This is a genomic window from Bradyrhizobium sp. Bra64 (assembly GCF_024519875.1).
In the GTDB taxonomy this organism is placed as follows: Bacteria; Pseudomonadota; Alphaproteobacteria; order Rhizobiales; family Xanthobacteraceae; genus Bradyrhizobium; species Bradyrhizobium japonicum_G.
Genome location: NZ_JALJRD010000001.1, coordinates 863,532 through 884,993 on the forward strand (window position 1 = coordinate 863,532; position 21,462 = coordinate 884,993).

The 21,462-nt window shown below is 64.3% G+C and carries 33 protein-coding genes and 1 pseudogene; 20 read left to right on the top strand and 14 right to left on the bottom strand.

Annotated elements, in window-relative coordinates; translation table 11 throughout:
• From NR187_RS04100 to NR187_RS04115, 4 genes are read right to left on the bottom strand one after another with little or no spacing between them, the layout of a single operon-like run.
• Positions 1-387 carry a hypothetical protein gene (locus tag NR187_RS04100; RefSeq protein WP_256805780.1) on the bottom strand — a complete coding sequence of 129 codons (387 nt, stop codon included), beginning with the start codon at positions 385-387 and terminating at the stop codon, positions 1-3.
• On the bottom strand, positions 384-686 hold the full coding sequence (locus tag NR187_RS04105) for a hypothetical protein (protein ID WP_256805781.1): 303 nt from the start codon (positions 684-686) through the stop codon (positions 384-386). The genes NR187_RS04100 and NR187_RS04105 overlap by 4 nt, the downstream gene beginning before the upstream one ends.
• A 28-nt stretch (positions 687-714) precedes the next feature.
• Positions 715-1,014, bottom strand: a complete 300-nt coding sequence (locus NR187_RS04110; protein ID WP_256805782.1) for a hypothetical protein — start codon at positions 1,012-1,014, stop codon at positions 715-717.
• Positions 1,004-1,282 carry a hypothetical protein gene (locus tag NR187_RS04115; protein WP_256805783.1) on the bottom strand — a complete coding sequence of 93 codons (279 nt, stop codon included), beginning with the start codon at positions 1,280-1,282 and terminating at the stop codon, positions 1,004-1,006. The genes NR187_RS04110 and NR187_RS04115 overlap by 11 nt, the downstream gene beginning before the upstream one ends.
• A 168-nt stretch (positions 1,283-1,450) precedes the next feature.
• On the opposite strand from NR187_RS04115, the gene NR187_RS04120 reads away from it, so the two are divergent.
• A complete protein-coding gene (locus tag NR187_RS04120) occupies positions 1,451-1,984 on the top strand; it encodes a hypothetical protein (protein WP_256805785.1) in 534 nt (177 codons plus the stop codon).
• Here the strand turns inward: NR187_RS04120 and NR187_RS04125 are convergent.
• Complete coding sequence (locus tag NR187_RS04125) at positions 1,944-2,255, bottom strand: glucuronate isomerase (RefSeq protein ID WP_256805786.1); 312 nt, start codon at positions 2,253-2,255, stop codon at positions 1,944-1,946. The two genes, NR187_RS04120 and NR187_RS04125, sit on opposite strands and share 41 nt — an antisense overlap.
• A gap of 143 nt (positions 2,256-2,398) precedes the next feature.
• Here NR187_RS04125 and NR187_RS04130 point away from each other — a divergent pair, with 143 nt between their 5' ends.
• The 8 genes from NR187_RS04130 (at position 2,399) to NR187_RS04165 (ending at position 5,125) form a co-directional block, all read left to right on the top strand.
• On the top strand, positions 2,399-2,728 hold the full coding sequence (locus tag NR187_RS04130) for a hypothetical protein (RefSeq protein ID WP_256805787.1): 330 nt from the start codon (positions 2,399-2,401) through the stop codon (positions 2,726-2,728).
• Between the two features lie 123 nt (positions 2,729-2,851).
• A complete protein-coding gene (locus tag NR187_RS04135; RefSeq protein WP_256805788.1) occupies positions 2,852-3,079 on the top strand; it encodes a hypothetical protein in 228 nt (75 codons plus the stop codon).
• Positions 3,076-3,273, top strand: coding sequence for a hypothetical protein (locus tag NR187_RS04140; RefSeq protein ID WP_256805789.1), 198 nt, complete (start codon positions 3,076-3,078; stop codon positions 3,271-3,273). Before NR187_RS04135 ends, NR187_RS04140 begins: the two co-directional genes overlap by 4 nt.
• Complete coding sequence (locus tag NR187_RS04145) at positions 3,270-3,854, top strand: metallophosphoesterase (RefSeq protein WP_256805790.1); 585 nt, start codon at positions 3,270-3,272, stop codon at positions 3,852-3,854. Before NR187_RS04140 ends, NR187_RS04145 begins: the two co-directional genes overlap by 4 nt.
• Positions 3,851-4,057, top strand: coding sequence for a hypothetical protein (locus tag NR187_RS04150; RefSeq protein WP_256805791.1), 207 nt, complete (start codon positions 3,851-3,853; stop codon positions 4,055-4,057). Before NR187_RS04145 ends, NR187_RS04150 begins: the two co-directional genes overlap by 4 nt.
• Positions 4,054-4,416, top strand: a complete 363-nt coding sequence (locus NR187_RS04155) for a hypothetical protein (RefSeq protein WP_256805792.1) — start codon at positions 4,054-4,056, stop codon at positions 4,414-4,416. Before NR187_RS04150 ends, NR187_RS04155 begins: the two co-directional genes overlap by 4 nt.
• On the top strand, positions 4,413-4,943 hold the full coding sequence (locus tag NR187_RS04160) for a hypothetical protein (RefSeq protein ID WP_256805793.1): 531 nt from the start codon (positions 4,413-4,415) through the stop codon (positions 4,941-4,943). Before NR187_RS04155 ends, NR187_RS04160 begins: the two co-directional genes overlap by 4 nt.
• Entirely contained in the window at positions 4,943-5,125 is a 183-nt protein-coding gene (locus NR187_RS04165) for a hypothetical protein (protein ID WP_256805794.1), read from the top strand. Before NR187_RS04160 ends, NR187_RS04165 begins: the two co-directional genes overlap by 1 nt.
• On the opposite strand, the gene ligD is transcribed toward NR187_RS04165, so the two are convergent.
• Complete coding sequence (ligD, locus tag NR187_RS04170; RefSeq protein ID WP_256805795.1) at positions 5,122-5,997, bottom strand: non-homologous end-joining DNA ligase; 876 nt, start codon at positions 5,995-5,997, stop codon at positions 5,122-5,124. The two genes, NR187_RS04165 and ligD, sit on opposite strands and share 4 nt — an antisense overlap.
• Before the next feature lie 362 nt (positions 5,998-6,359).
• On the opposite strand from ligD, the gene NR187_RS04175 reads away from it, so the two are divergent.
• The 3 genes from NR187_RS04175 to NR187_RS04185 are packed head-to-tail and all read left to right on the top strand — an operon-like array spanning position 6,360 to position 7,697.
• Positions 6,360-6,632, top strand: a complete 273-nt coding sequence (locus NR187_RS04175) for a hypothetical protein (RefSeq protein WP_256805796.1) — start codon at positions 6,360-6,362, stop codon at positions 6,630-6,632.
• Positions 6,589-6,840 (top strand): hypothetical protein, encoded by a 252-nt coding sequence (locus NR187_RS04180; protein ID WP_256805797.1) that lies wholly within the window; start codon positions 6,589-6,591, stop codon positions 6,838-6,840. Before NR187_RS04175 ends, NR187_RS04180 begins: the two co-directional genes overlap by 44 nt.
• Complete coding sequence (locus NR187_RS04185) at positions 6,840-7,697, top strand: nucleotide-binding protein (RefSeq protein WP_256805798.1); 858 nt, start codon at positions 6,840-6,842, stop codon at positions 7,695-7,697. The genes NR187_RS04180 and NR187_RS04185 overlap by 1 nt, the downstream gene beginning before the upstream one ends.
• On the opposite strand, the gene NR187_RS04190 is transcribed toward NR187_RS04185, so the two are convergent.
• Positions 7,698-8,519, bottom strand: a complete 822-nt coding sequence (locus tag NR187_RS04190) for a hypothetical protein (RefSeq protein WP_256805800.1) — start codon at positions 8,517-8,519, stop codon at positions 7,698-7,700. It abuts the gene before it with no gap.
• 307 nt (positions 8,520-8,826) lie between these two features.
• On the opposite strand from NR187_RS04190, the gene NR187_RS04195 reads away from it, so the two are divergent.
• The 5 genes from NR187_RS04195 (at position 8,827) to NR187_RS04215 (ending at position 10,473) form a co-directional block, all read left to right on the top strand.
• Positions 8,827-9,105: a hypothetical protein gene (locus NR187_RS04195; protein WP_256805801.1), complete on the top strand. Its 279-nt coding sequence runs from the start codon at positions 8,827-8,829 to the stop codon at positions 9,103-9,105.
• A 92-nt stretch (positions 9,106-9,197) separates the two neighbouring features.
• Positions 9,198-9,605, top strand: coding sequence for a hypothetical protein (locus NR187_RS04200; protein WP_256805802.1), 408 nt, complete (start codon positions 9,198-9,200; stop codon positions 9,603-9,605).
• A 94-nt stretch (positions 9,606-9,699) separates the two neighbouring features.
• Complete coding sequence (locus NR187_RS04205; RefSeq protein WP_256805803.1) at positions 9,700-9,942, top strand: hypothetical protein; 243 nt, start codon at positions 9,700-9,702, stop codon at positions 9,940-9,942.
• The gene (locus NR187_RS04210) at positions 9,942-10,205 is read left to right on the top strand and encodes a hypothetical protein (protein WP_256805804.1); all 264 of its coding nucleotides are present in this window, start codon (positions 9,942-9,944) and stop codon (positions 10,203-10,205) included. Before NR187_RS04205 ends, NR187_RS04210 begins: the two co-directional genes overlap by 1 nt.
• 4 nt (positions 10,206-10,209) lie before the next feature.
• Positions 10,210-10,473, top strand: coding sequence for a hypothetical protein (locus NR187_RS04215; RefSeq protein ID WP_256805805.1), 264 nt, complete (start codon positions 10,210-10,212; stop codon positions 10,471-10,473).
• A gap of 41 nt (positions 10,474-10,514) precedes the next feature.
• On the opposite strand, the gene NR187_RS04220 is transcribed toward NR187_RS04215, so the two are convergent.
• Positions 10,515-12,011, bottom strand: coding sequence for a hypothetical protein (locus NR187_RS04220; RefSeq protein WP_256805806.1), 1,497 nt, complete (start codon positions 12,009-12,011; stop codon positions 10,515-10,517).
• Positions 12,012-13,441: 1,430 nt separating this feature from the next.
• Between NR187_RS04220 and NR187_RS04225 the strand changes: the two genes are divergently transcribed.
• Entirely contained in the window at positions 13,442-13,648 is a 207-nt protein-coding gene (locus NR187_RS04225; RefSeq protein WP_211382332.1) for a hypothetical protein, read from the top strand.
• 215 nt (positions 13,649-13,863) lie between these two features.
• A pseudogene (locus NR187_RS04230) lies at positions 13,864-13,953 on the top strand (aldehyde dehydrogenase family protein); the annotation flags it as partial.
• Positions 13,954-13,957: 4 nt separating this feature from the next.
• On the opposite strand, the gene NR187_RS04235 reads toward NR187_RS04230, so the two are convergent.
• From NR187_RS04235 to NR187_RS04255, 5 genes are all read right to left on the bottom strand, one after another.
• Positions 13,958-14,923, bottom strand: a complete 966-nt coding sequence (locus NR187_RS04235) for an ABC transporter ATP-binding protein (RefSeq protein ID WP_256805807.1) — start codon at positions 14,921-14,923, stop codon at positions 13,958-13,960.
• Complete coding sequence (locus NR187_RS04240; protein ID WP_256805808.1) at positions 14,920-15,894, bottom strand: ABC transporter ATP-binding protein; 975 nt, start codon at positions 15,892-15,894, stop codon at positions 14,920-14,922. The genes NR187_RS04235 and NR187_RS04240 overlap by 4 nt, the downstream gene beginning before the upstream one ends.
• Positions 15,895-15,897: 3 nt before the next feature.
• Positions 15,898-16,758 (bottom strand): ABC transporter permease, encoded by an 861-nt coding sequence (locus NR187_RS04245; RefSeq protein WP_211382335.1) that lies wholly within the window; start codon positions 16,756-16,758, stop codon positions 15,898-15,900.
• Positions 16,755-17,699: an ABC transporter permease gene (locus NR187_RS04250; RefSeq protein ID WP_256805809.1), complete on the bottom strand. Its 945-nt coding sequence runs from the start codon at positions 17,697-17,699 to the stop codon at positions 16,755-16,757. Before NR187_RS04250 ends, NR187_RS04245 begins: the two co-directional genes overlap by 4 nt.
• 78 nt (positions 17,700-17,777) lie before the next feature.
• Positions 17,778-19,319, bottom strand: coding sequence for an ABC transporter substrate-binding protein (locus tag NR187_RS04255; protein ID WP_211382337.1), 1,542 nt, complete (start codon positions 19,317-19,319; stop codon positions 17,778-17,780).
• Positions 19,320-19,640: 321 nt separating this feature from the next.
• Here NR187_RS04255 and NR187_RS04260 point away from each other — a divergent pair, with 321 nt between their 5' ends.
• Positions 19,641-20,519 (top strand): MurR/RpiR family transcriptional regulator, encoded by an 879-nt coding sequence (locus tag NR187_RS04260; RefSeq protein WP_256805810.1) that lies wholly within the window; start codon positions 19,641-19,643, stop codon positions 20,517-20,519.
• Between the two features lie 103 nt (positions 20,520-20,622).
• Here NR187_RS04260 and NR187_RS04265 read toward each other — a convergent pair whose 3' ends face one another.
• Positions 20,623-21,354, bottom strand: coding sequence for a DUF3750 domain-containing protein (locus tag NR187_RS04265; RefSeq protein WP_211382339.1), 732 nt, complete (start codon positions 21,352-21,354; stop codon positions 20,623-20,625).
• Positions 21,355-21,462: the final 108 nt, after the last annotated feature.

The following is a 21,462-nucleotide window of genomic DNA, read 5'->3' on the forward strand; positions in this document are numbered from 1 at the left end:
CTATGCGGCCTCCTTGTTGGGGCGGAGCGCCAGGAACAGCGCCTCCTGGACGAGTGCCTCGACCTCGTCTTCGTACACCTTCCTCGCGGCCAGCCGGACCTCGAAGCGACGGTCTGCGCTCTCGGACTCGAACTTGCGGGCGGCGCGCTCGAGCGCGTCGGCCTCCCCGCGGAGCGCGGCGGCACGGTCGTGCATGGCCCACGCGACCATGTCCTCGGTGATGGCGACGGCGTTATCCGGGAGCGCGCTGTTGTCGACGAGGCGCAGTTCTCCGCGCTCGAGCATGAACAACTCCTCGCCCTTCCTGCGCCATGACTTGCCGTAGATCAGCTCCAGCGCAGCGACCACGCGGTGCCAGAGATCGGTGTTCTGCCGTCGGCGGTTCATACTATATCTCCCGTGTAGCCGCGCGCTGCGGCCTTCGCCGCTTCCTTCCTGCCGACGCCGTAGCCGTCGATCCAGCAGCCGATCAGCTCGACGATCATCGCATCTGGAAGGTCTCCGGAGCGAACGAACATGATCTCGCCGGCTGCATTGCGTACGCTGAACCAGCCGCTCTTCGGGTTGCTGCTGAAGAAGCTGCGGCGAATGCTGTACTCGCGGCCGAAAACGGTCAGCGTGCGATCGCACGAACGACGGCAGCCTCCGGCTTGCGATGGTTTGTCGAGATTGATCACGTCGGACATCAGAACGCCCCCCAGGGAAGATGACGGTTCATCTTGCAGCGGCTGCAGATACGGAGCCCTTGTCGGGGCTCATGAACATCTTGCCGCAGCCGTCGCCGAGGCACCGGCGCAGCTTGACGTCGTTGCCCGTGACGGCGAGGCCGAGATAGCTGGCCTTCGTCCAGATCGCCGTCGTCGAACGGCCCATCTTCGCCGCGATGGCGCGAACATTGCTGCCGGTCTCCGCATAGAGATCGGTCAGCTCGTCGATGTCGGCCTCGCTCCACGGGGCCTTCGCGTTCGGCGCGACGACGGCCGGGACGCTCCATTCGAGGAGATCAAGCTGCATCGACGCCTCCCTTGCGCAGGGCGAGGAGGCGGTGGCGCAGCTTGGTCAGCGCCATGCCACGGGCCGAGTTGGCGTCGCGCTCGCGGTCGATGAGATCGAGCATCTCGCCGTCGAGGTCCCTGTCCCGCTTGCCGCGGCCGATCCGGTACTCGAAGAGCTGGCTCCGAGACATCTTCAGACCCCGGGCGAGCGCGGTCGTCCAGCCGCGGCCGGCGCCGTAGAGCGACGATCCGACGATCTCGATGCGCTGGGGAAGCGTTGATTTCATGGGCTTCTGCACTGCTTGCGATTCCTTGCGAACGGATAACAACAGATGCGTATGGCGGACATTATGCGTCCGGCCGCCGGCATTTGTCAACCGGGGCTCCGAATCCTTCCGTTTTGACAATTGCGGGCCCCGGCCTTTCCATGGGGGCGGGAAAACACGGAGGAGACCATGCTGCGATCCATCTTTTCGTCCATCGGTGCCGCGCTGCGGAGCGCGTTCGCCGTCATCCGCCAGGTGCTTTCGATCCCCGGGCGCCTGTTCGCCGTGCTGCTCGGCGGCTCGATCGAGACGCCGCCGGAGCCCGGCTCGAGCGAGCTGGTGCAGAGCCTGCGGGCTGAGCTAGACGAGACGGAAGACCGCACGCGCCGAGACGCCGAGACGATGGCTGCGATCATCTCGGCGTGGTGCGCCGACAGCATGCTCGCCGGCCACCCGCTGCCTGCGCCGACGCCGCCCAGGGTCTCGCGCGCGGTCTCCAACTGGCTCCCCGGCCTGCTGCGTGAGGAGTGCGCCGAGATCGTTTGCGCTGGAAAAGAAGCGGTTTCCGCGCATATCGAGGGCATTCGCTCCATCCAGGGCGTGCGCCCCGTGCAGCGCCTGGAGGCGGTGTCGGCGTGGCCGCCGGCGGCGCCGGTATTCGCGGAGCCGCCGGGCTTCTTGTCTATCGCGATGGGGCTGCGCGACGCACCGTCGCCGACCTGAGGAGCAGGCGGAGCTTCGCGTTCTCCGCCTGCAGCTCGGCGTTCTCGGCCTTCGCCTCGGCTAGCTCCTCGCACTTCTTGTAGCGCAGCAGCTCGCTGAGGTTAAACGCGGTCTTCAGCTCGTCGTGCGTCCAGCGCTCGCACGCCGCACGGTTGGCCTGCACGACGGCTTGCATGCCGCTGACCAGGGCGCCGGCCAGGAGGCCTGCGCCGGTGAGGGCGCCGGCGGTGAACGCGACGCTGTTGAAACCGGTGTGACTGTCGCCTGCCATTGTCGCTACCTCGCTTGCTGAAGGACTCGTCCGGACACTAATTGTCCGACATAGTTGACATTCGCACGACAAGATGGTAACGAAATTAAGATGGTCGATGGCTTTTTAAGCATTCGACCGATTTCCAGACGGGAGAGGCACCCATGACGGACGCAGACAAAGAGAACCTTGCCGCCGGCGCGATGTCGGCCGGCGTCGACCTGACCGCTCCGACCGTCGAGACCGTGAATGCGAAGGTCTCGGAACTGATCCAACACATCGAGCAACTCAGGCTCAGCACAGAGACGAGCCATCTTCTCGACTACGCACGAAGCGCGGCCACCAACGTCGCCCACTACGTGGTGGAGCACCTCAAGATGATCGAGTCCCAAGCCAAGGCCGAGATCGCCGCCGTCGAGGCTAAGCTCGACGAGCGCATGACGTCGACCGACGTCGCCGCGGCCGGCGCCGCGACCTCCGCCATCGCTGGCTGACCGTGGCCGCCGCGCCCGACATCGACGACCCCCTCTACGTCGTCACGCGCGGCGTAGAGGGCGACGTCATCGTGCGCTGGAGCGAGATGACCGACGCCGAGCGCGAGCAGGCGTGGCGCGAGTATGAGCGCGCGTTTGGCGCCGAGAAGGATTGCCGACCCCACGTTCCCGCGCGGCCGCGTCGAGATCCGCAAGGACGAGGCTCTGATCGCAATCGCGCCGACCATCGAGGCGCTGGTCCTCATCAGCCACGCTCTCGTCGTTGGAGAGGAGCTGCGGGCGCATCCTAACACCATGCCGCACGTGAAGCGCTGGATCATCGCGGACGCACGACGGAGGGCTGGGCTGTGAGGCTGCATTCGAACGACCAGATCGCCGAGGGCCACGTGCTCGTCATGCAGCCCGGAGAAGTCCTGCTCTGCAGGCTCGCGGAGCTGATTTACGAAGCCGGCGCCGGCGACGACGACACCGACATGCACGTCAACCCGTCGGACTTCGCGGCGGCCAAGGCGATGTGGTTCGAGGACAAGGGGAGTGTTCAGTGACGACCTGGTTCATTTCAGATCCCCACTTCTTCCACGCCTCGCCGGACAAGCCTGACGGCATCATCCGCATGTGCCCCAAGACCCGACCCTTCGCCAACGGCCGCGAAATGATCGAGGCGATGGCTGCGTCCTGGCGGGCGATGGTGAAGAAGGACGACGACATCATCTGCCTTGGCGACTTCGCTCATCGCGCCGATCCGGCCGCCCTGCGCCGGCTGTTCGATTCCTTGCCGGGCCGCAAGACGCTTGTAATCGGCAACCATGATGGGCCCGAGACGCAGGCCTTGCCATGGGCCCACGTCAAGGACATCGCGTACGTCAGCGTGGAATCGACGAAGCTGGTGCTCTGTCACTATCCGATGCTGTCATGGCCTGGTTCTCGCAAGCCGACGACACTCCAACTCTACGGCCATCATCACGGAAAGATCCCCGGCAACCAGCAGAGCTGCGACATCGGCGTCGACGTGTTTGGTCCGGCGCCACTCAGGCTCAACCAGATCAAGGCCTACATGGCGACGCTGCCTCCGCGCGTGGATCCCGAGGGCGGCGATGATCTCGACAACGATGGAGTGAAGCCGTGAGCGCCCCCGCCATCGACCGCGGCTACTGGTGGGTCTCGCGTACCGACGGCTCGGGCCGCGAGATCGTGCTGGTGACCGGCACCGGCGTCGAGTCCACGCAGACCGTCGAGTTCATCCGTGCGGGCTTCTCGTCCGTCGCCCGCGCCAAGGAAAAGGGATTCGTTTTCGAGCAGCGGGTGCAGAACCCGGAGGAGGCGAAATGAAGACGATCGACGTCATCATCGAAGAGCTTAAGCGCCAGGACAAGGATGGCGAGGTTTTTATTCGCCTCGGCGAAGACGGTGAGCCGACCGATGACCCCAAGTTCTTCTTGGTGGACGGCAACGTCGACCTGATCGCGTTGGCAGCGGCCGTTGATGCGGCACGCTTCAGGCCGGTGTCGCAAGAACTCGTCGACCGTCTCAACTCGACCGGCAAGCTGCCATTCGAGGTAGCAAGGTTTGCTTCCGTTGGAGAGATCGCCGTGAGGGACTACCCAGGCGCGCTCCGGCATCCGAGCGCAATGGAGCACAAAATGATCCTCGCGGTGCTCTCAAACATCAACCCGAAGGAGCCCGCATGACCGCCACCCACACCATCTCCGAGCGCGTCGCGATGTTCGCCGCCGCTCTCGTCTCAATCGCCGTCGCCGGCTTCGTGACGGCGACCATCCTTCCGATCCGGCGCGTGCTGACGCAGTCCGACGCCGTGGCGTCGATCGGTCTGCTGCTGGCGGCCGCGCTGCTGTCGCTCGGCGTCGCGCTGATCGTCGACGGGCGCCGGAGGCGGCGGGCGTACGGCGGCCTCGGCTGGACCCTGGCGTTCAATGAGAATGGCGACGGTACGTGGACGCCGATCGACGAAAGCAACAACCAGATCGAATGCGAGGTAGTGCGCAACGTGGACGGGTCTTCGTCCCTGCGGCCGATCATGGATCGCGTTGCCTACATCGACCCGCTCTCCGAGCTGCAGCGCCACCTCACCGACGCCCTGTCCGTCATGCTCCGGCATCCGGAGCTGACCGTCGACGCCGCCACGCTGCGCCTGCTCGGGCGCAAGCCGCCGCGGACGCGCGGCAAGGACGGCCGGTTCAAGAGCGGGAGGGCGTGATGTCCGATGCCGTGGAGGCCCGCGCCCGCGAGATATGCATCGCACGCCACATCGATCCCGACGCGTACGTGATACGCGCGCCGGCGGGCACGCGCGCATGGAGCTACTTCCGGGAAGTCGCGATGATCGATATCGAGAGGGCGAAGCGGGCCGCTGATCCGCAGATGGAGTTGCCCCTCTAGTCCTCCGCCAGCCCCTTGAAGCTCGGGTGCCTGAGGTACCCGTCCGCGGTGATGTCGCGATATTCGACGTGGGCGACCAGCGTCGGCTCGACGGCGCGGATGTGCTTCTTCGCGAACAGCTTCGTCTTCGGCGGCGGCAGCGCGTCCAGCCGCCGGCGGAGGTCGGCCGAGACCTTCATCGTGAAGCCGGTGCCGACCTTGCCGACGTAGGTCAGCTTATTGCCGTCGCGGCGGGCGACGTGCAGCGCCGCGATGCCGCCCATGGCCGGCACGAAGCCGACGATCGGGAAGGTCTCGCGCTTGCTGGTCTTGATCTTCTGCCAGCTATCCGATCGGTCGCCTGATCGGTACGGCGCGTCCGCGCGCTTCGAGACGATGCCTTCCCAGTTCAGGCGCTCCGCGCCGGCGAACATCGAAACCCCGTCATCCATATGCTCGGAGTAGAGCACGGGCGCGGCCAGCTTGTGCCGCTGCATCAGCTCCTGCAGCAGCCGCTTGCGTTCGCGCAGCGGCACCTTCCGCAGGTCGTGGCCGTCGAGGTGCAGCAGGTCGAAGGCGTAAAACAGCATCCTGTCGTACCGGCCGGCGGCCAGGTCGGCCTGCAGGGCCCCGAAGTCGGTCCGCTCGCCGACGACCACGACGATCTCGCCGTCGATGACGGCCTGGTCGATGCCGGCGCCGGCCAGCTCGGCGGCGATGGTCGGGAAGCGCTTCGTCCAGTTCAGGCCGGACCGCGTGTAGACCTTGGTCCCGTCGGCGGAAACGTGGGCCTGGGCGCGGTACCCGTCGAACTTGATCTCATGGATCCAGTCGGCGCCGGCGGGCGGCTTGGGCCGCAACGTGGCGAGCTGGGGCGGGATGAATCCGGGCATCGGCTTCGGGAGGGCGCTCTCTGGTGTAACGAAAATAGGACAGGAATCCGCTTCTGTCCTATTTTTGTTACGTCTGGCGGTAAGGAATTCAGGGTCGCGATCGCTTTTGGCCCTGATTTTCTTACGTCGGGCCGGGGGTACATTCGCGGGCTCGGCAGCCGGTTTCGGCCTGCCGTTGTACCCACTCGGACCTGAACTCTTACGCTTACCTGCCGCCATTGGAGTCCGTAGATAAGGACTCAAGCCCCTGATTTCGAAATCTTTTTGATGGATAAGTCCGGTTATCCGGACATTGCCGGGTTGCCATCGGGAACCGCTACCGCCACGATTCGGGCGCGATTCGTTCAACCGCAGGTAACAGCATGGCCGACGCTCCCGAGTTCGCCACCTGGCTCCCCGTGATCGGGAGGGCGCTGGCGCGCCTGGCGCTGTCCAAGGCCGCCGAGAGCGACCGCGACAAGTTCCGAGACGTGCTGGCCCGCGTCGACTTCCTCGAGGCGCTCGGGCTGCCGGCGAAGGACGCCGCCGAGGCGGCCGGATCTACGGCGGCATCGGTCTCCGAGCTAAAGCGACAGCGCAGGAACAAGGGCAATGGCAAAAAAAGCAGCAAGAAAAGCGCGGCCCGCCGTCGCTGAGGCGAACGGCGAGGCTGGCGGCACGACGGCGCTCGACAAGATCGCCGGCCTGCTGGCGCTGATCTACACCAAGGACGTCGACGACAAGGACGCGGCCGCGCTCAAGCTCGACGCCGTCGGCTTCTCGGCGCGCGAGATCGCCGGCATCCTCGACGTCGGAACGAACTACGTGAACGTCGCCCGCCACCGTAAGGCCAAGGCGCGCTAGTGGCACGCATCAACCCGGCACTGATCCATCGCCTTGCGCGCGACATGCGTATCACGCCGAAGGCGGTCTACCCGCACATCACGCGCGTCGCCAACGAGACCATGCTCGACCGGCATCATGCCGCGCTGGTGCTGGCGGCGAGGCTCGACATCAACCTGAACAAATACTCGACCGCGGCGGAGCGGGCGGAGATCCGCGGGCACCTCGGCGGCGGCCGGCCGCGGGATCCGGAGGCCGCCCCAGCACCCGCCGAGCCGGCCAGGCGGCCGGCAGCTCCGGCGAAGAAATCGAAGCGACCGACGCGAGGCAAGACGATCTTCGTCGTGCACGGGCGCGACAACGCGCTGCGGGAATCCATGTTCGCTTTCCTGCGCTCGCTCGGGCTCGAACCGCTCGAATGGGACCAGGCGCTGCGCCGGGCCCGCCGCGGGGCGAATCCGTTCGTCGGCGACGTGATCGATCGCGTCATGGATCAGGCGCAGGCGGTGCTGGTGATGTTCACGCCGGACGACCTGGTGCAGCTCAAGGATGTGTTCGTCGACAAAAGCGAACGCAACACCGAAGGCCGGCAGCAAGGTCAGGCGCGGCCGAACGTCCTGTTCGAAGCGGGCCTCGCGATGGGACGGCATCAGGAAAAGACCGTCTTGCTGCAGATCGGCGCCGTGAAGCCGTTCTCCGACATCGGCGGCCGACACATGCTGCGCTTCGACGGCTCTCCGGGCAGCCGCAACAACCTCGTCGGCCGGCTCGAGATGCTCCGCTGCGATCTCGACACCGATGGCCGCGACTGGTTGCACGTCGGCAACTTCACGCCGACCGAGCGCAAGCCGGCCAAGAAGAAGCGCGCCAAGCGCTGATCACTGCTGCTTCGCGATCACGAACACGATCGCGAGGAGGATTCCGACTGCCCAAGCGAGCTTGACGCCCCAGGACGATGCCTTCTTCTGCGGGATCGGTGGCGGGCCGCCGGACTCATCCATCGCCGCGCGGATCGTGTCTTGCGCGAGCTGCTGCCCCAGCTTGTAAGCGGGATGATCCTCCTTCGGCGTCTCGCCCGGAGGTCTCGGTGGCCTCGATCGCAGCGGCGGCACCTCCTGCCAGCCGAGCTGGGTGATCTTGCCGGTCTCATGCTGCGGCGAGTCCGATTGCCTCTCGACCTCGGGGACCATGTACCCGACCACGTCGCCGCTGGGCGGCGTGTGCCAATCGAATTCGTGAACCCATAGCGTGGTGTCGAGCAGCAGCGTCAGGACCGTGACCCGCCCGGACGAGTAGGCGCGCTCGAGGTCGTCGAAGGCATCCTTCGGCACGTAGCATTCGATATAGAACTGGGCGTCGTGGCCGATCTCCCAGTCGAACGGCAGGTAGCCGATGCTGGCGGTCCAGTAATACTTCTCCTTGTCGACAGGCCGCAGCGTGAACGGCACCGAATTGGTGCGTGAGCCCGCCAGGCCAGCGACCTCGATGGCGTCGCCCTTCTCGATGATGGCGGTGCCCCTGATGCGCTCGCTCGGCGTCGCCTTCTCTTCGTAGACTTCGTAGTAGCGATGGTAGGTGACGTCGTGAACCTCGATCGAAAACGAGCGGATCATGCCCTGGATGAAGGCGTGCTTGTCCCCCTCGACCTCGAGCTTCCCGCCATCGCGAATCCTGGCCCGCGGCAGCTTCTTTTCGTCCATGGCACTACTTCCCCCCAGCAGCAGCGCAGGCTACAGGGCCGCGGCCGTGATGCAACACGAATCCGCCCTGTTGATATCGTGGAGAGCGGCCGCGCCGATTGCCCAGTATATTGGGCATTTTCGCGCTTCGTTCTCCGAAATGCCTACTATAGCAGGCAAATTAACCATCGATGGGAAGCTAAGGATTCTTCGCGCGCCTGATTCTTCAATCCTGTCAACAAATTATCTATTGCATTCTCCTGAACGGTAGACATGCTGTCTACTACTGACGGCGCGATGACCGCGACGTCGAGAGGAGACGGCATTGATGCCAAAGATCGCCAAAATCAGCCTAGACCTGCTCTATGACGAGGGCGACGCCGACCTTATCGTCGCGCGCGTTCGCCGCTTGGCCAGCCTACATCGCGCCATCCCGATCGGCACGATCGACGGCACTATCAAGGACCTCGCGACTGCGATGCAGTTCGTCCTCGAATGGGCCGCGGCGCAGAGCGTCTCCCGCGACATGTTCCGCGTGGTTGGCAGCGAGTGCCTCACACTGGACAAGGACGCCGACCGACGAGCGGCTACCCCGGCCCAAGTCTAAGCCCTCACCTAACATCCACCTCACGCCCGGCGGCTTCGGCCTACCGGGCTCGTGGCGTCAGAGCCGGCCGTCGCCGGCGACAGGAGTCAGCAATGCTCACGTTCGACCAGTTCAAGGAAAACGGCATCGCCCGCGCCATCGTCAACAGCCTCGGCCCGGTCGCCGGCGCCGACGACCAAACCACGTGGCTCGATGTCCTCGACCGGGCCGTCAGCTTCGACGACTTCCGCCGGAACGTCATCGCCAGGAACGGCGCCCTGCGCGGAATGCGGCACTTCGTCGACGCCGTAGACGCCGCGAGCGGCGCGGCCATGCTCTCGCAAGCGCAGTTCAATCTGCTCTGCGCCTTCTGCTGCATGGTCGACTTCGGCCACGTCGCGGACAGGCTTGTCGAGAAGCGCAAGGTGCAGGGCGGCGTGTGGGCCGGCATCTACGCTTCGATGGATCGGCCCTACGCTAAGGTTCTTGCCACCATGATCCGCGAAGCTGCGGTCGCCTGAACGCAGTCACATCGACCTCACGCCCGGCGGCTTCGGCCTACCGGGCTCGGGGCGTCAGAGGGCGCCGCCGTCGCGGCGCCGAAAGGAGGGAATCATGTCGATCCGCAACCCGAGGCAAGCGCGCGCCGGCAACCGCGCGCGCTTCAGCGTCCCGCCGCCCGTCAGGAAGGGGCTCTTCAGGTACGTCGCCACGCTGCATGACCGCGTCGACGCCGACTTCAACGGCCTGGAGTTCAGGGCGATCACCGCGCGGCGCGCTCAGCTCGCGGCCTGCCGTCACGCCGAGTTCGTCGTCAACCGCGAGGCCGTCCACGGCTTCGACTATTCGGCGCTGTGATGGCGAAGCTCTCGCCGCGCGCCGCCCGCATCAAGGCCGCCGCCGTCGTAGCGTACGGTCCGCGCGGCCTGACGAAGCTCGCCAAGGCGGCCGACATCTCAAAGCAGATGATGTCGTTCATCACCACCGGCGCGAAGCCGGTGAGCGATGACGTCTATTTCAAGGTCGCCGAGGCGCTGCTGAAGGAGGCCGCGCGCATGCACAAGTCGGTCATGAAAATCGAAGAAATGGCGGGCAAGATGTTCGCCGAACTGGAGGAGTGAAGTGATGAAGACCAACACCATGACGTTTGCCGAGGTCGTCGCGGCGTTCGAGGCTGCCGGCTTCTGGGACCACGGTGAATTCGGACTTGTGACCTACGCGTTCGAGACCGCTTCCGATGGTACGAACGTCCAGGTTGTCCAGAGCGGCGCGGAGATCATGACGTTCCGGCTCGATGCCGACTGGTGCCTCGACGTGTGGACGCGCGAGCGGTTCAACGAGCAGCTCGCCCGCAAGGTGGGGTGGGCGCGCAAGAGCATCGCCGCCTGAGGCGGCGCTTCCGCCATCAGGCGGGTAAACCGAGTGCGTTCTTATCCTGAAATGGCCCCTGGCTGCGAAGCCGGGGGCTTTCGTTTGAGCTTGCTCTTGCGACGCTCCTCGCGGGGTGCCGGCAGCGTGCCGCCGGCGGCGACGTACGCGGCCACCACGGCGTCCGCCCAAGCCTTCATGCCAGCCGCCTTTTCGTCCATCCGCTGGTCGGTCAGATAGACATCCCTAGTGACTGCGGCCGCTTCGTTCGGATCGTCCGGCAGCGTATGTGCCAGCACCAGCGACGACACCACGCCAGATACCTTGTCGGCGATGAAGTCGCCCATGGCGCTGCGGACCAGGTGCAGCGAGAAGTGCGGTAGACCATCGAGAGCGCCGGCCGCGCGCATCCTGGCGACGTGCCGGTTCAGGCTGTTCGGGTAGACCGACACGTCGTCGTTGTCTGGATTGCGGCCGTAGCGCCTCGTCGACGCGAACACCCATTGCGAATCCCATTCGCCGTGCTCGTTGGCGACGAGCTGCGTGTAGTCCGTGATCGAGCCCGAGGCGATGCTTCTGACGACGGGAGGCAGAGGCAGCCAGAATTCCGTCTTTGCCTTCATGGCCGCCGGCGGCCAGACGGCGCGCCCCCAGCCCGGCTCGCGCAGCGGATCTTGCTCGAGGAAGTCGTCGCGGCGGAGCTGCACGGTCGACGCCCGCCGGTTCGCGGTGAGGCAGACCCACCAGAGCCCGAACCGAATGCCGGGCGAGATCTTGTCCCTGGCGGTGCGGCCGGCGCAGTAGCGCTCATGCGCGGCCAGGACGCCTGCGATCGCCTTCACGTCGAGCTCGGTCTTACGTTGCCGATGCACGGCGCGGCGCTTCTCGATCGCCTGCATGGTCGCCGGATCCGGATCGCCGCCGTCCAGGTGTTCCCACCACCTGACGGTGCCGACGACGAGACCGCTTTTCACCCGCTTCTTGTTCGCTGCCCACGTCATGGCGGCCTTGAAATAGGAGACGTTCTTCTGCCGCTGCCGGTGGCTCTCGATGGCGTCGCGGGCGGCCTCGATGGTCGCCTCGTCGAGCGCAGTCAGCAGCTTCGGATGCAACGCCACGAAGGACGGCTTGGCGAAGGCCAGGCGGACGTCGTCGCTGGTTCCCTTCGAGGGCGGCTTCTTCCGGTTGTTGATCCAGCGGTCCTGCGAGATGAAGGCCTGGTACTCGCGGTCGAGATCGCCCCAGGTCCAGCGGGGCGGCGCGCCGTTGGCGGAAACGGGGGCAGGAGCCTTGCCGTAGCGCTTCTGCGAGTAGACATCCGTGGCGCGTTCGCGCGCCGCCTTGACGGAGAGGTAGTCCGGGTGCCGCTCACGCACGTCGCCGATGGTGATCAGCGTTTTTTTCGCGCGCACCATCCATTTGACGCTGCCGCCCCGGCGCCGGAGCTGCAAATAGGGGAGAAGGGTGTCGGCCCAGATGTCGACGCCGTCGTCGCCGGCCGCCGCCTTGGTCGCCTCGTCGACGTGCTTCTTCTTGATTTCTACGCGCTGGAAGCCCATGCCAATCTGTACCCACCCGTGTACCCACCCATCGCAAGGATTCTCGACGGCGGAAAGGGGTTCAGGAGCAGTTCTGCGGCCACTTTGACGGCTAAATCCTTGAAATAGTTAACGGCGGATGCCTGAGAGCGCAGAATACCGGAATCATAATCCTGGGGTCGGGGGTTCGAGTCCCTCTCCCGCTACCAATCATATCTGTCAAATCTCCATTTGTAGCACTCTGCAATTCTTCCGGAGGCTTCGCTGCCGTAGGCCGAGATTACGGCCGGCCAGAACATCACTCTTAAGTTGCGGTTGCAATATTTGCGCGGAAAGCCATGCCGCCAGTTTGATGTACTGACAGTGGTGCCTACCAATAGCCCTTGCTGACAGAGTCCTTGCGCTCCGATTGCTAGAGCTCTCTTCCAATCAGCGAGACCTGCCCCTTGCTGTTGAGGTGGCAGGGAAAAGCCATGCTGTTCATACAAATCTCTTATCCACCGCTCGAGCGTGCTAACGCAATCTCGAGGAAAAATCTCTCGACCTTGCGCATCGAAGCATCCGACTGAGCGAATAGTCGTTCTCCATTGCCCGTCGGGCAAAACACCCACCACCCCGTCAATCACGTCTCGCAAAAATATTCCACTTTACCGAAATTCGGTTTTGGCGTATGTGTCGTCCATCCCGGCTCAACCTTGAGGGGCGATCTCGTTGTCGTCTTGTTCGCGAGCCGGGCTTGCGGTGGACGCGGCAGCGTCGGCATGAGAGGTGCGGGCAGGGCGGGTAGTCCCTGTGAGCTTGCGGCCGCGTGCGGACGAGCGGCGCTGTCAGGTTCGTCTCGCCTGTAAGTTTCCGGCTCCGTCGACAGGGTCGGGAAAACTGCGGCGAAATGGCGGGCCGTGCGTACGGCAAAACCGTGTGGTCCTGGCCGTCGTTGCTACGGTCAAGCTTTCGCGGAGGTGTGTGCGAGCCCAACCGGGCGGACAGCATCGTCAATTCGCGAGGGCGAGGGAGGCCAGAACGAACTCGGCTCCCGGGAGAGCACGGCATAAGCCGTCCAACCATCGCGCAGGGAAGGCCGAGTGATTGGCACCACCTGTATGCTGCTGTGCGGACTTTTTGCGCTACATCTTCGCGCAGCGGACCGTGGGTGCGAGGTCAGCACCCGGCCTTCCCTGCGCCCTCTTGGCTTTCAGAGGGTGGAGTGACCAGGCAAAGCTCGGGCGAAACGCGCCGCGAGGAGGCGAAAGTGTGTTCGCGAGCGATGAATCGCTACCGGGCGCGATCTCTCATCGAGCCTCGGTGGCGATCGGCGCCCCAAGCTTGCCGCCGAACAACGCTGCACCCAATTGCCGAGCCGAATTGGTCATGCGCGCGCATTCAATGTGGTTACATTGCGTCACAGCATGCTCTACGATAGAGCCATCGTGGATGACGTTGGAGGTAAGCACATGTCATACGCCTATAAGCCGAACGAAGAGGTTCGCCACCAGCCGCAAGGTCCACAAGGACGTGCCGCAACCGATCCAGCAATGGTTTACACCATCGTTCAATGCATGCCCATCGAGGCAGACGGACGTCTTCGATACCGTATCAAGAGCAAGTCGGAGAATGTCGAGCGGGTCGTAACGGAAGATCAGCTGTCGTACTTTCAGTGATCTGGCGCGCTTGAGCCGCGAATTGCGGCGACGGTCCAGGCATGCCTGCTTTTCGGCATGCCCTTCGTTTCAGAATATCTTCCTCGTAGCTTGAGTCTCTTTCGTGCACGTCACTCGCGTTGCGGCCCCTTGCCGATGCGATTGGAGTCGTCGTCCCGTGAGCATGGAAATCATCCTGGTCCAGACGATCCATCTTTACCGGCGCGGAGAACAAGATGGCGGTCGCCCAGGAGGAAGTGTTCGGACCCGTTCTGTCGATCATTCCTTTCGATACCGAGGAGGAAGCGATCGGCATCGCGAACGAGCAGGTTATACGTTGTGGCAGGCGATTGTTCTACCATCCGTGCCGGCAGACCGAAGTTTTGGCGCATCAACGAAGCAGCGGTCGCTGGCTAATGGACATCGCGGTGCATAGGCGCAGCCGCGCGGTCGTGTGAAGAGGCTTGGCGGTTCACCCATTTCGATCGCGCCCAGGATTCGCTTTGAAGGATCCGGCTTCGGAATTGCTGCGACCAACGCGCGCGTGTACGGATGGAGCGGTTGATCCAGGACAGTCCGTGTCCGGGCGTGCTCCACGATCCGGCCCATATACATGACGGCGACGCGGCTGCTGATCTGTCCTATCACGCCAAGGTCGTGCGAGATGAAGAGCATCGACAATCTCAGCTGGTCACGCAGGTCCATCATCAGATTGAGCACCTGCGCCTGCACGGAAACGTCGAGGGCCGAGACCGGTTCGTCCGCGATGATGATGGACGGCGTGGGAAGAATGGCGCGCGCGATTCCGACCCGTTGCCGTTGCCCGCCGCTCAGTTCGTACGGATAGCGAGCGGCGAAAGACGGATTCAAGCCGACGGCCGTCAACGTGGCAGCTATGGCTGCGCTGCGCTCGGCACGGGTCTTGAAGAAGCCGCTGATATCGCCCGCCTCCGCCACCGAGTCTCCAATTGCGCGCCGTGGGTTGAACGATGCGTTGGGATCCTGGAAAACCATCCGGACCTTCAGGCGCATCTCGCGGAGACTGGAGCTGCCGGCTCCGATCATGTCGGCTCCATTGAATCTGATGGTGCCGCTGTCGGGCCGGACCAGCCCGACGATGGTTCGGCCCAGCGTGGTCTTGCCGCACCCCGATTCGCCGACGATGCCGAGGACCTCTCCTTCGGCCAGCGACAGCGACGCACCATCCACCGCTTGCACCCGGTATTTCCGACCGGCTCGCCTGGCACTGAAGGAAACCATGATGTCCCGGACGTCGAGGATGGCATCTCCGCTCATGGCACTTCCCCGCCGCCCAGCGGGAATGCGCAGAGCACCTCGTGTCCTTGGGAGACCTCCATGCGAGGCGGGGTCGCCACGCGGCACAGGTCGCGCACCGCTGCGCAGCGCAAGGCAAAGACACAGCCGGCAGCGATCGTACCCGGCACCGGCGGCTGACCTGAAATGGTTGGCAGCCGGCGCGCGCCGGAATTTCGCGACGGCATGCAATCCATCAGCCCACGGGTGTAATGGTGACGCGGTTTCCCGAACAGCTGATCGACCGCTGCGGTTTCCACGATCCGGCCGGCGTACATGACAGCCACGCGATCGGCGAGCTGCGCAACGACTCCCATGTCGTGGGTAATGAACAATATTGCCATATCGAGGCGATTGCACAGCTCGCGCAAGAGCCCGAGAATCTGAACCTGTATGGTGACATCCAGCGCTGTGGTCGGTTCATCGGCGACCAGCACCTGCGGCCTGCAGGCCAGCGCAATCGCGATCATGACCCGCTGGCGTTGACCTCCGGACAGCTGATGCGGATATGCCGACAGCTGCATTCTCGGGTCGGGCATGCGCACCAGCTCGAGCAGTTCGCACGCACGGGAGAGGGCCGCCGCGCCCGAAATCCCCTCATGTACGCGCACGGCTTCGGCGATCTGATCGCCGATCCGGCGAACCGGATTGAGTGAGGTCATCGGCTCCTGAAAGATCATTGCCATGCGGCCGTGGCCCGCTTCGACACGTTGCCAGGGCTGCAACTGCGTTACGTCGCAGCCCTCCAACAGGACCTCTCCGACCCGGACCCGGGGACCGGGTTGCGGCAGCAATCCCATGACCGCAAGCGAGGTCATGCTCTTTCCGCAGCCGGACTCGCCGACGAGACCGAGGATCTCGCCTTTGGCCAGTCCGAAGGACACGCCCGCGACGATGTCGACCGGTGCGGTTGCCGGTCCCACTGACACCGTAAGGTCGCGAACACTCAGCACGGCCTAACCCTTCTCACCAAAGACCTGACGGAACCGCGGATCGAGTCGATCGCGCAATGCGTCGCCGACCAGGTTCAGCGAGAATGCCGTCGCCACGATCATCATGCCCGGGAAAATGAGCAGCCACGGCGCACGCGTGATGAAGGTGCGCGATTCCGCCAGCATGTTGCCCCAGCTTGGAATCTCCGGCGGGGCGCCAAGGCCCAGGAAATCGAGTGAGGCCGCGCCAAGCTGCGCGAAGGCGAAGACGAAGCTGGCCTGTACGAGAAGCGGTGAGACCAGGTTCGGCAAGATGTGCCGACTGATGAGCCATACGGTTCCGGCGCCCATGCTGCGGGATGCCTCGACATAGGTTTCCGCGCGCAAGCGTAGCGTCAGACCGTAAACGATGCGCGTTGTCGTCGTCATGTAGCCGAGCCCGATGGCCAGAATGACATTGGCCACGCTCGGGCCCAGGATGACAATCAGACCAAGTGCGAGCAGCAGAGTCGGGAACGCCATCAGCACGTCGACCATGCGCATCAGCAGGTGACCTAGCCGCGGGAACAGAGCGGAAAGTACGCCGGCCGGAACGCCTGTGGCGAGGGCGAAGACGACCACGCCCGAGCCGATCAGAAGTGCCATCCGTGCTGACTGAATGGTGCGTGACAGGGTATCCCGGCCGAATTGGTCGGTGCCGAACCAATGGGTCACGTTCGGGGGCGTCAGACGGATCAGCGGATCGATGGCGTACGGATCGTAAGGCGCCAGCCAGGGTGCGAAGGCCGCGGCGAGCACGGTCGCCAGAAGGACCCCGAGCCCGGCCAGCGCGATCGGGCGAGCGATGAACGGCCTGAGCCACAAGGTGGCGCTGTTGGTGCTCATTGGAGTTCGACCCGCGGATCAAGCAGACGGTAGCTCAGATCGACGATCAGATTGACCAGGAGATAAACCACGACGATGACGAGGATGACGCCCTGGATCACCGGGTAGTCTCGGCGGAGGATCGACTGAACGACGAGGCGGCCGATGCCGGGCAGGGCAAACACGGTTTCGGTCACCACCGCTTCGGACAGCAGAGCAGCGAAAGTGAAGCCGAATGCCGAGACGACCGCCAGCAGCGCATTGCGCCAGATGTGGCGGCGCACGACCTGCCAGGGCCGGATTCCCTTTGCACGCGCCGTGCGCACGTAGTCCTCGCGGGAGACGTCGAGCATGCTGGCGCGCGTCAGCCGCAGGATCAGAGCAGCGTTCGGCGCCGCAAGCGCCAGGCTGGGGAGGACGAGATAGCGCAGATTGACGACACCGCCTTCGAAGATCGACGGATAGCCGGAGCTCGGAAACCAGCCGAGCCAGGCGGCAAAGATCAGGATCAGATAGAGCCCGACCCAGAACGTGGGTATCGAGGCCACCAGCATCGCCGCGCCGGACAGTCCCTGGTCGAGCCACGTGCCGTGCCGGACGGCTGCAATCATGCCGATCGGCACACCGATGACCGCAACCCAGATCATCGTCATGGTGGCGAGCAGGGTGCTGGTCTCGGCACCATCGGCAATCACCGACAGCACCGGCGCCTGGAAGAAGATCGAGCGCCCGAGGTCGCCCTCGAGCACATGTCCGGCCCAGTTCAGATATTGCAGGATGATCGGTTGGTCGAGACCGAGTTGGTGTCGCAAGGCGTCGATCTGGTCGGGGGTGGCGGTGTCGCCGAGCAGAACATAGATGGGGTCACCCGGCACGATATGGATGAACGCGAAGATGATGACGGACGCTGCCAGCAGCGTCACCGCCGTCGTTCCTGCGCGCTTGAGTGCGTAAGACCACATGTGATTATGCGGCTGTCAGCGGCAACGATGCGCGCCGGCGCCGGCGCTCGACAGTCCTCGCGGCCTCATTGCCCGTCCTTATTTCGTGGACACGTTCCAGAAGACGGGACCGTTCGGGTTGAGTCCCTTGAGCTTGGGAGAAGCAATGTCATAGGTGTAGGCATCGCCTACTTTCATGACCGGCACCTGTTCGTAGATCAGCGACTGGATCTTGTCCCATGTCGATTTCCGCGCGGCTGGATCGGTCGTGTTGATCAACTCAGCCCGAAGCGAGCCGATCTCGGGGCTGTCCCACCAGCCGGGATAGCTCGCATTCAGGAACGTCAGCAGCAGCGGGTCGGGCGCGAACGAATGGTGGGTGACGAAGATGTCCCACTGTTCCGGCTGGCCGCGCATCTTCAAAAGGGTCGCCCAATCGACGACCATCATCTGAACATTGATTCCGGCGTCGGCCAGCTGGCGGGTGAAGACTGACGCTTCGTCATAGTGTGCCTGGTAATTCGTCGAGACCAGCAGGCGGATCGGCGTTCCCGTGTAGTCCGCCTCCTTCGCGAGCTCCTTGGCCTTCTTCGGATCGTGGGCGCTGTAATTGGAGACGCCATCCGTCGAGTACCAGGGCGTGCCCTTGGGAAAGATCGATCCCTCGGCATTCCACAGGTCCTTGGGACCGAAGGCGACGCGCAGCGCCTGCGACTTGTCCAGCGCGGCCTGGATGGCGCGGCGGAGCTTGTAATTGTCCTTCAGGATCCCCTGCTTCGAGTTCATGAAGAAAAGGCCGAAGATCGGCGCGTTCGTGCGCTGCACCTGAACCGATGGGTCTTTGCTCAGGGATTCGTACAGATCGCCGGAGACCATTTCCGCATAGTCGTAGTCGCCCGCCTGCACGCCGCTCACGCGCGTGCCGACGTCAGGCACCGGAATGAACCGGATCTTGTCGAAGCCGGCGACGCGGGCACCGGCAAAGCCGTCGCCCTTTTCCTTCACCGGCTTGTAGCCATCGAACTTCTCCACCTCGACATAGCGGTTCGGCCGCCATTCCACGAACTTGTAAGGCCCGGTGCCGATATAGTCCTTCTGCTCGATCGGCCGGTTTCCCGCGTTGGCGGCTATCTCTTCCGGATAGATCGCAAGGCCGCCATTGACGTCGGCAATGAGAGCTTTCCAGGCGCCGTTCGGCGCTGACAATTTCAGCGTGACTTCATACTTTCCGGTTGCCTCGACTGATGTGGCCGCGGCCATCAGGAGCTTGCCGCGAGCACCGAAATTGCCCCATCTCGTCATCGAGGCGACCACGTCCTTCGCAGTCATCTCCTTGCCGTTGTGGAAGAGGACGCCTTCGCGGAGCTTGATGACGATGGTCCGACCGCCGTCTTCCGTGCGATCGCTCTCGGCCAGCATCGGACGCGGCGTGTAGGTCGAGTCCAGCGCATACAGGGTCTCGAAGATATGGCGGCCGATGACCGATGCGACGTCGGCCGTCGTCAGCATGACATCGAGCGGCGGCGGTTCTCCGATGGTGGCTTCGCGTAGCAGGGTGGCGGCATTGGCCTGCGCAATCAGGAACGACGCGGTGGCCAAGCCGACGACGCCACGCATCAAGACACCTGGACCGTATCTCATGATCGCTTCTCCCGCCCTGTTGAGCCGCCTGCTTCCGGTGCAGGGGGATGTGCCTTTCAGCTGTTGGTTCTGACGGCACGCTATTGCTTGTTTGAAAGTTACATATAGAATTCGGCAATTATCAAGCAGAAAATGCTACTCTTGATAACGGCATGCCGATATGGGTTTGGTCAATGCTGAAGGTTTCTTACGGCAGCTTCGTGCCAAGGGCGCGGGTTGATCTGACCTGAGGAAGAGCGGGCAATGCCGCGTGCAAAGCGAAATGACCCGGCGAGAGCCCCTGGTGCAGCGGTCTCGAAGCCACCCGGCGACGACAATGTCGTGGCCGGCGACATCATCTCCCTCATCAGGCAGAGCGCTCCGGGCCTCAGCCCGTCGGAGCAGCGCGTTGCCACGGTGCTGCTCGCCGATATCGAGTTTGCCGTTCACGCCAGCAATTCCGAGTTGGCGCGCCGGGCGCGCGTCAGCGAGCCGACGGTCACCCGGTTCAGCCGTTCCGTTGGCTGCCGCGGCGTCCGTGACCTCAAGGTGAGGCTGGCTCAAGCAATGGCGGTTGGGCGAATTTACGTTGAACTGCCCCCGCATGTCGGGACGGATCTGGCGCGCCCCGCGCTCTGGCGGTCGGTGTTTCAGGAAATTCGCCGTGCCATTGCCGCGGTCGAGGAGGGGCTTCGGAAGGAGGACATCGAGAGGGCTGCCGCAGCCATCTCCCGCTGTTCGAAACTCGCGGCGTTCGGCGTGGGGGGTGGTTCGACCCTTGCGGCGGCGGAGGTTCAGAACCGGTTCTTTCGTCTTGGCATCGCCGTGTCCCACGCCTCCGATCCGAGGTTGATGCGCATGATCGCAGCGACCTTCGGGCGGGATGATGTCGTCGTTGCCATCTCGACCACGGGTGAAGCGAACGAAGTGATCGAGGCAGCCAGTATCGCCAGGCAATACGGCGCCTTGGTCGTCGCAATCACCAAGCCGCAAAGCAGGCTGGCTTCAATCGCCGATATTGCGCTTGGCGTGCACGTGCCCGAAGCGCCCGACGCGCTCAAGCCGACGGCCTCGCGCTATGCGCTTCTCGCCACCATCGATCTGCTCGCCGCGTCCACGGCCTATTGCAAGCCGCTCGAAGCCCAGGCACGCATGCGGCGGATCAAATACGAGTTGCTGAAGGGGAGCGACGGGGACGCCAAAGGGCCGCTGGGAGACTGAAGCTTGGAGGATGGGGATGCCGCCTCCTGCGCTCGCTATGACGATGTGGAAAAAGCGAGTGCCACGCCCCATCGTCACGGCACCGACGATGTCGCCGCCTCGCTTACGCACCCGCCGCGACACCGAGGCGGCCGATGCCGGGAAGCTTCAGCGCCGGACGGCGGATGTCGAGGCCGAGCACCGCGCCGAGAAAGTTGATCTCGATGCCTTCGACCCAGCCGATGGTCATGCCGAGATAACCCGACAGCGAGGCATAGAGGCCGGTGCCTGATGGCGTGATGCCGGCCCAGCGTCCGCTGTAGGGATAGTCCTTGCCGATCGCGGTCGGCGGCAGCACGGCCCGCAGCTCGGGCACGGAATCCAGCGCCGCCTGCACGAAGGTGTTGGAGTTCGGGCCCGGCCAGGCATTGTAATCGCCATAGGCGCGGAACCTGTAGGTCTCGATGACGTCGCGGATCTTCGGGATCAGCGCTTCGGCCCGCGCGCCGTCGACCGCGACCACCGTTTCCGGTATGGCGCCGAACCAGCGGCCGTCGGGCGCAAAGCCGTTGCTGCGGATCGGGTCGCCCCACGCCGTGTAGTCGTAGCGGCTGTAGGCCGAAGCGTCCTTCTCCTTGACGACGATCCAGGTATGGACGGCAAAGATGCTGCGCCAGCGCACGGTGCGCGCGGCAAAGACGCGGATCAGCGCGTCCGGATTGCTGGAGGCCGGCGGCAGCAGGCCGGCGCTGGAGCGATCCGCCATCTGCCAATTGCCGCGGCCGTCGCCGCGCAGATAATAGCTGCCGGCCGACACGCCGATCGGCAGGAAGATCAGCAGCAGAAAGAGAATCAAGACTTTCCTCAAGGGTGAATGGCGCTTCAAGCGGGACGATGCAGTGAATATAGTTCGCAGGCGCCCTCGCGCCAGCGCCGTCCCGCTCTTGCATTCGCAACGTGCGGC

Coding starts and splice junctions, on each gene's coding strand:
- NR187_RS04100 (WP_256805780.1), bottom strand. CDS start 387: ATGAACCGCCGACGGCAGAACACCGATCTCTGGCACCGCGTGGTCGCT.
- NR187_RS04105 (WP_256805781.1), bottom strand. CDS start 686: ATGTCCGACGTGATCAATCTCGACAAACCATCGCAAGCCGGAGGCTGC.
- NR187_RS04110 (WP_256805782.1), bottom strand. CDS start 1,014: ATGCAGCTTGATCTCCTCGAATGGAGCGTCCCGGCCGTCGTCGCGCCG.
- NR187_RS04115 (WP_256805783.1), bottom strand. CDS start 1,282: ATGAAATCAACGCTTCCCCAGCGCATCGAGATCGTCGGATCGTCGCTC.
- NR187_RS04120 (WP_256805785.1), top strand. CDS start 1,451: ATGCTGCGATCCATCTTTTCGTCCATCGGTGCCGCGCTGCGGAGCGCG.
- NR187_RS04125 (WP_256805786.1), bottom strand. CDS start 2,255: ATGGCAGGCGACAGTCACACCGGTTTCAACAGCGTCGCGTTCACCGCC.
- NR187_RS04130 (WP_256805787.1), top strand. CDS start 2,399: ATGACGGACGCAGACAAAGAGAACCTTGCCGCCGGCGCGATGTCGGCC.
- NR187_RS04135 (WP_256805788.1), top strand. CDS start 2,852: ATGAGCGCGCGTTTGGCGCCGAGAAGGATTGCCGACCCCACGTTCCCG.
- NR187_RS04155 (WP_256805792.1), top strand. CDS start 4,054: ATGAAGACGATCGACGTCATCATCGAAGAGCTTAAGCGCCAGGACAAG.
- NR187_RS04160 (WP_256805793.1), top strand. CDS start 4,413: ATGACCGCCACCCACACCATCTCCGAGCGCGTCGCGATGTTCGCCGCC.
- NR187_RS04165 (WP_256805794.1), top strand. CDS start 4,943: ATGTCCGATGCCGTGGAGGCCCGCGCCCGCGAGATATGCATCGCACGC.
- ligD (WP_256805795.1), bottom strand. CDS start 5,997: ATGCCCGGATTCATCCCGCCCCAGCTCGCCACGTTGCGGCCCAAGCCG.
- NR187_RS04175 (WP_256805796.1), top strand. CDS start 6,360: ATGGCCGACGCTCCCGAGTTCGCCACCTGGCTCCCCGTGATCGGGAGG.
- NR187_RS04180 (WP_256805797.1), top strand. CDS start 6,589: ATGGCAAAAAAAGCAGCAAGAAAAGCGCGGCCCGCCGTCGCTGAGGCG.
- NR187_RS04190 (WP_256805800.1), bottom strand. CDS start 8,519: ATGGACGAAAAGAAGCTGCCGCGGGCCAGGATTCGCGATGGCGGGAAG.
- NR187_RS04195 (WP_256805801.1), top strand. CDS start 8,827: ATGCCAAAGATCGCCAAAATCAGCCTAGACCTGCTCTATGACGAGGGC.
- NR187_RS04200 (WP_256805802.1), top strand. CDS start 9,198: ATGCTCACGTTCGACCAGTTCAAGGAAAACGGCATCGCCCGCGCCATC.
- NR187_RS04205 (WP_256805803.1), top strand. CDS start 9,700: ATGTCGATCCGCAACCCGAGGCAAGCGCGCGCCGGCAACCGCGCGCGC.
- NR187_RS04210 (WP_256805804.1), top strand. CDS start 9,942: ATGGCGAAGCTCTCGCCGCGCGCCGCCCGCATCAAGGCCGCCGCCGTC.
- NR187_RS04215 (WP_256805805.1), top strand. CDS start 10,210: ATGAAGACCAACACCATGACGTTTGCCGAGGTCGTCGCGGCGTTCGAG.
- NR187_RS04220 (WP_256805806.1), bottom strand. CDS start 12,011: ATGGGCTTCCAGCGCGTAGAAATCAAGAAGAAGCACGTCGACGAGGCG.
- NR187_RS04225 (WP_211382332.1), top strand. CDS start 13,442: ATGTCATACGCCTATAAGCCGAACGAAGAGGTTCGCCACCAGCCGCAA.
- NR187_RS04235 (WP_256805807.1), bottom strand. CDS start 14,923: ATGAGCGGAGATGCCATCCTCGACGTCCGGGACATCATGGTTTCCTTC.
- NR187_RS04245 (WP_211382335.1), bottom strand. CDS start 16,758: ATGAGCACCAACAGCGCCACCTTGTGGCTCAGGCCGTTCATCGCTCGC.
- NR187_RS04250 (WP_256805809.1), bottom strand. CDS start 17,699: ATGTGGTCTTACGCACTCAAGCGCGCAGGAACGACGGCGGTGACGCTG.
- NR187_RS04255 (WP_211382337.1), bottom strand. CDS start 19,319: ATGAGATACGGTCCAGGTGTCTTGATGCGTGGCGTCGTCGGCTTGGCC.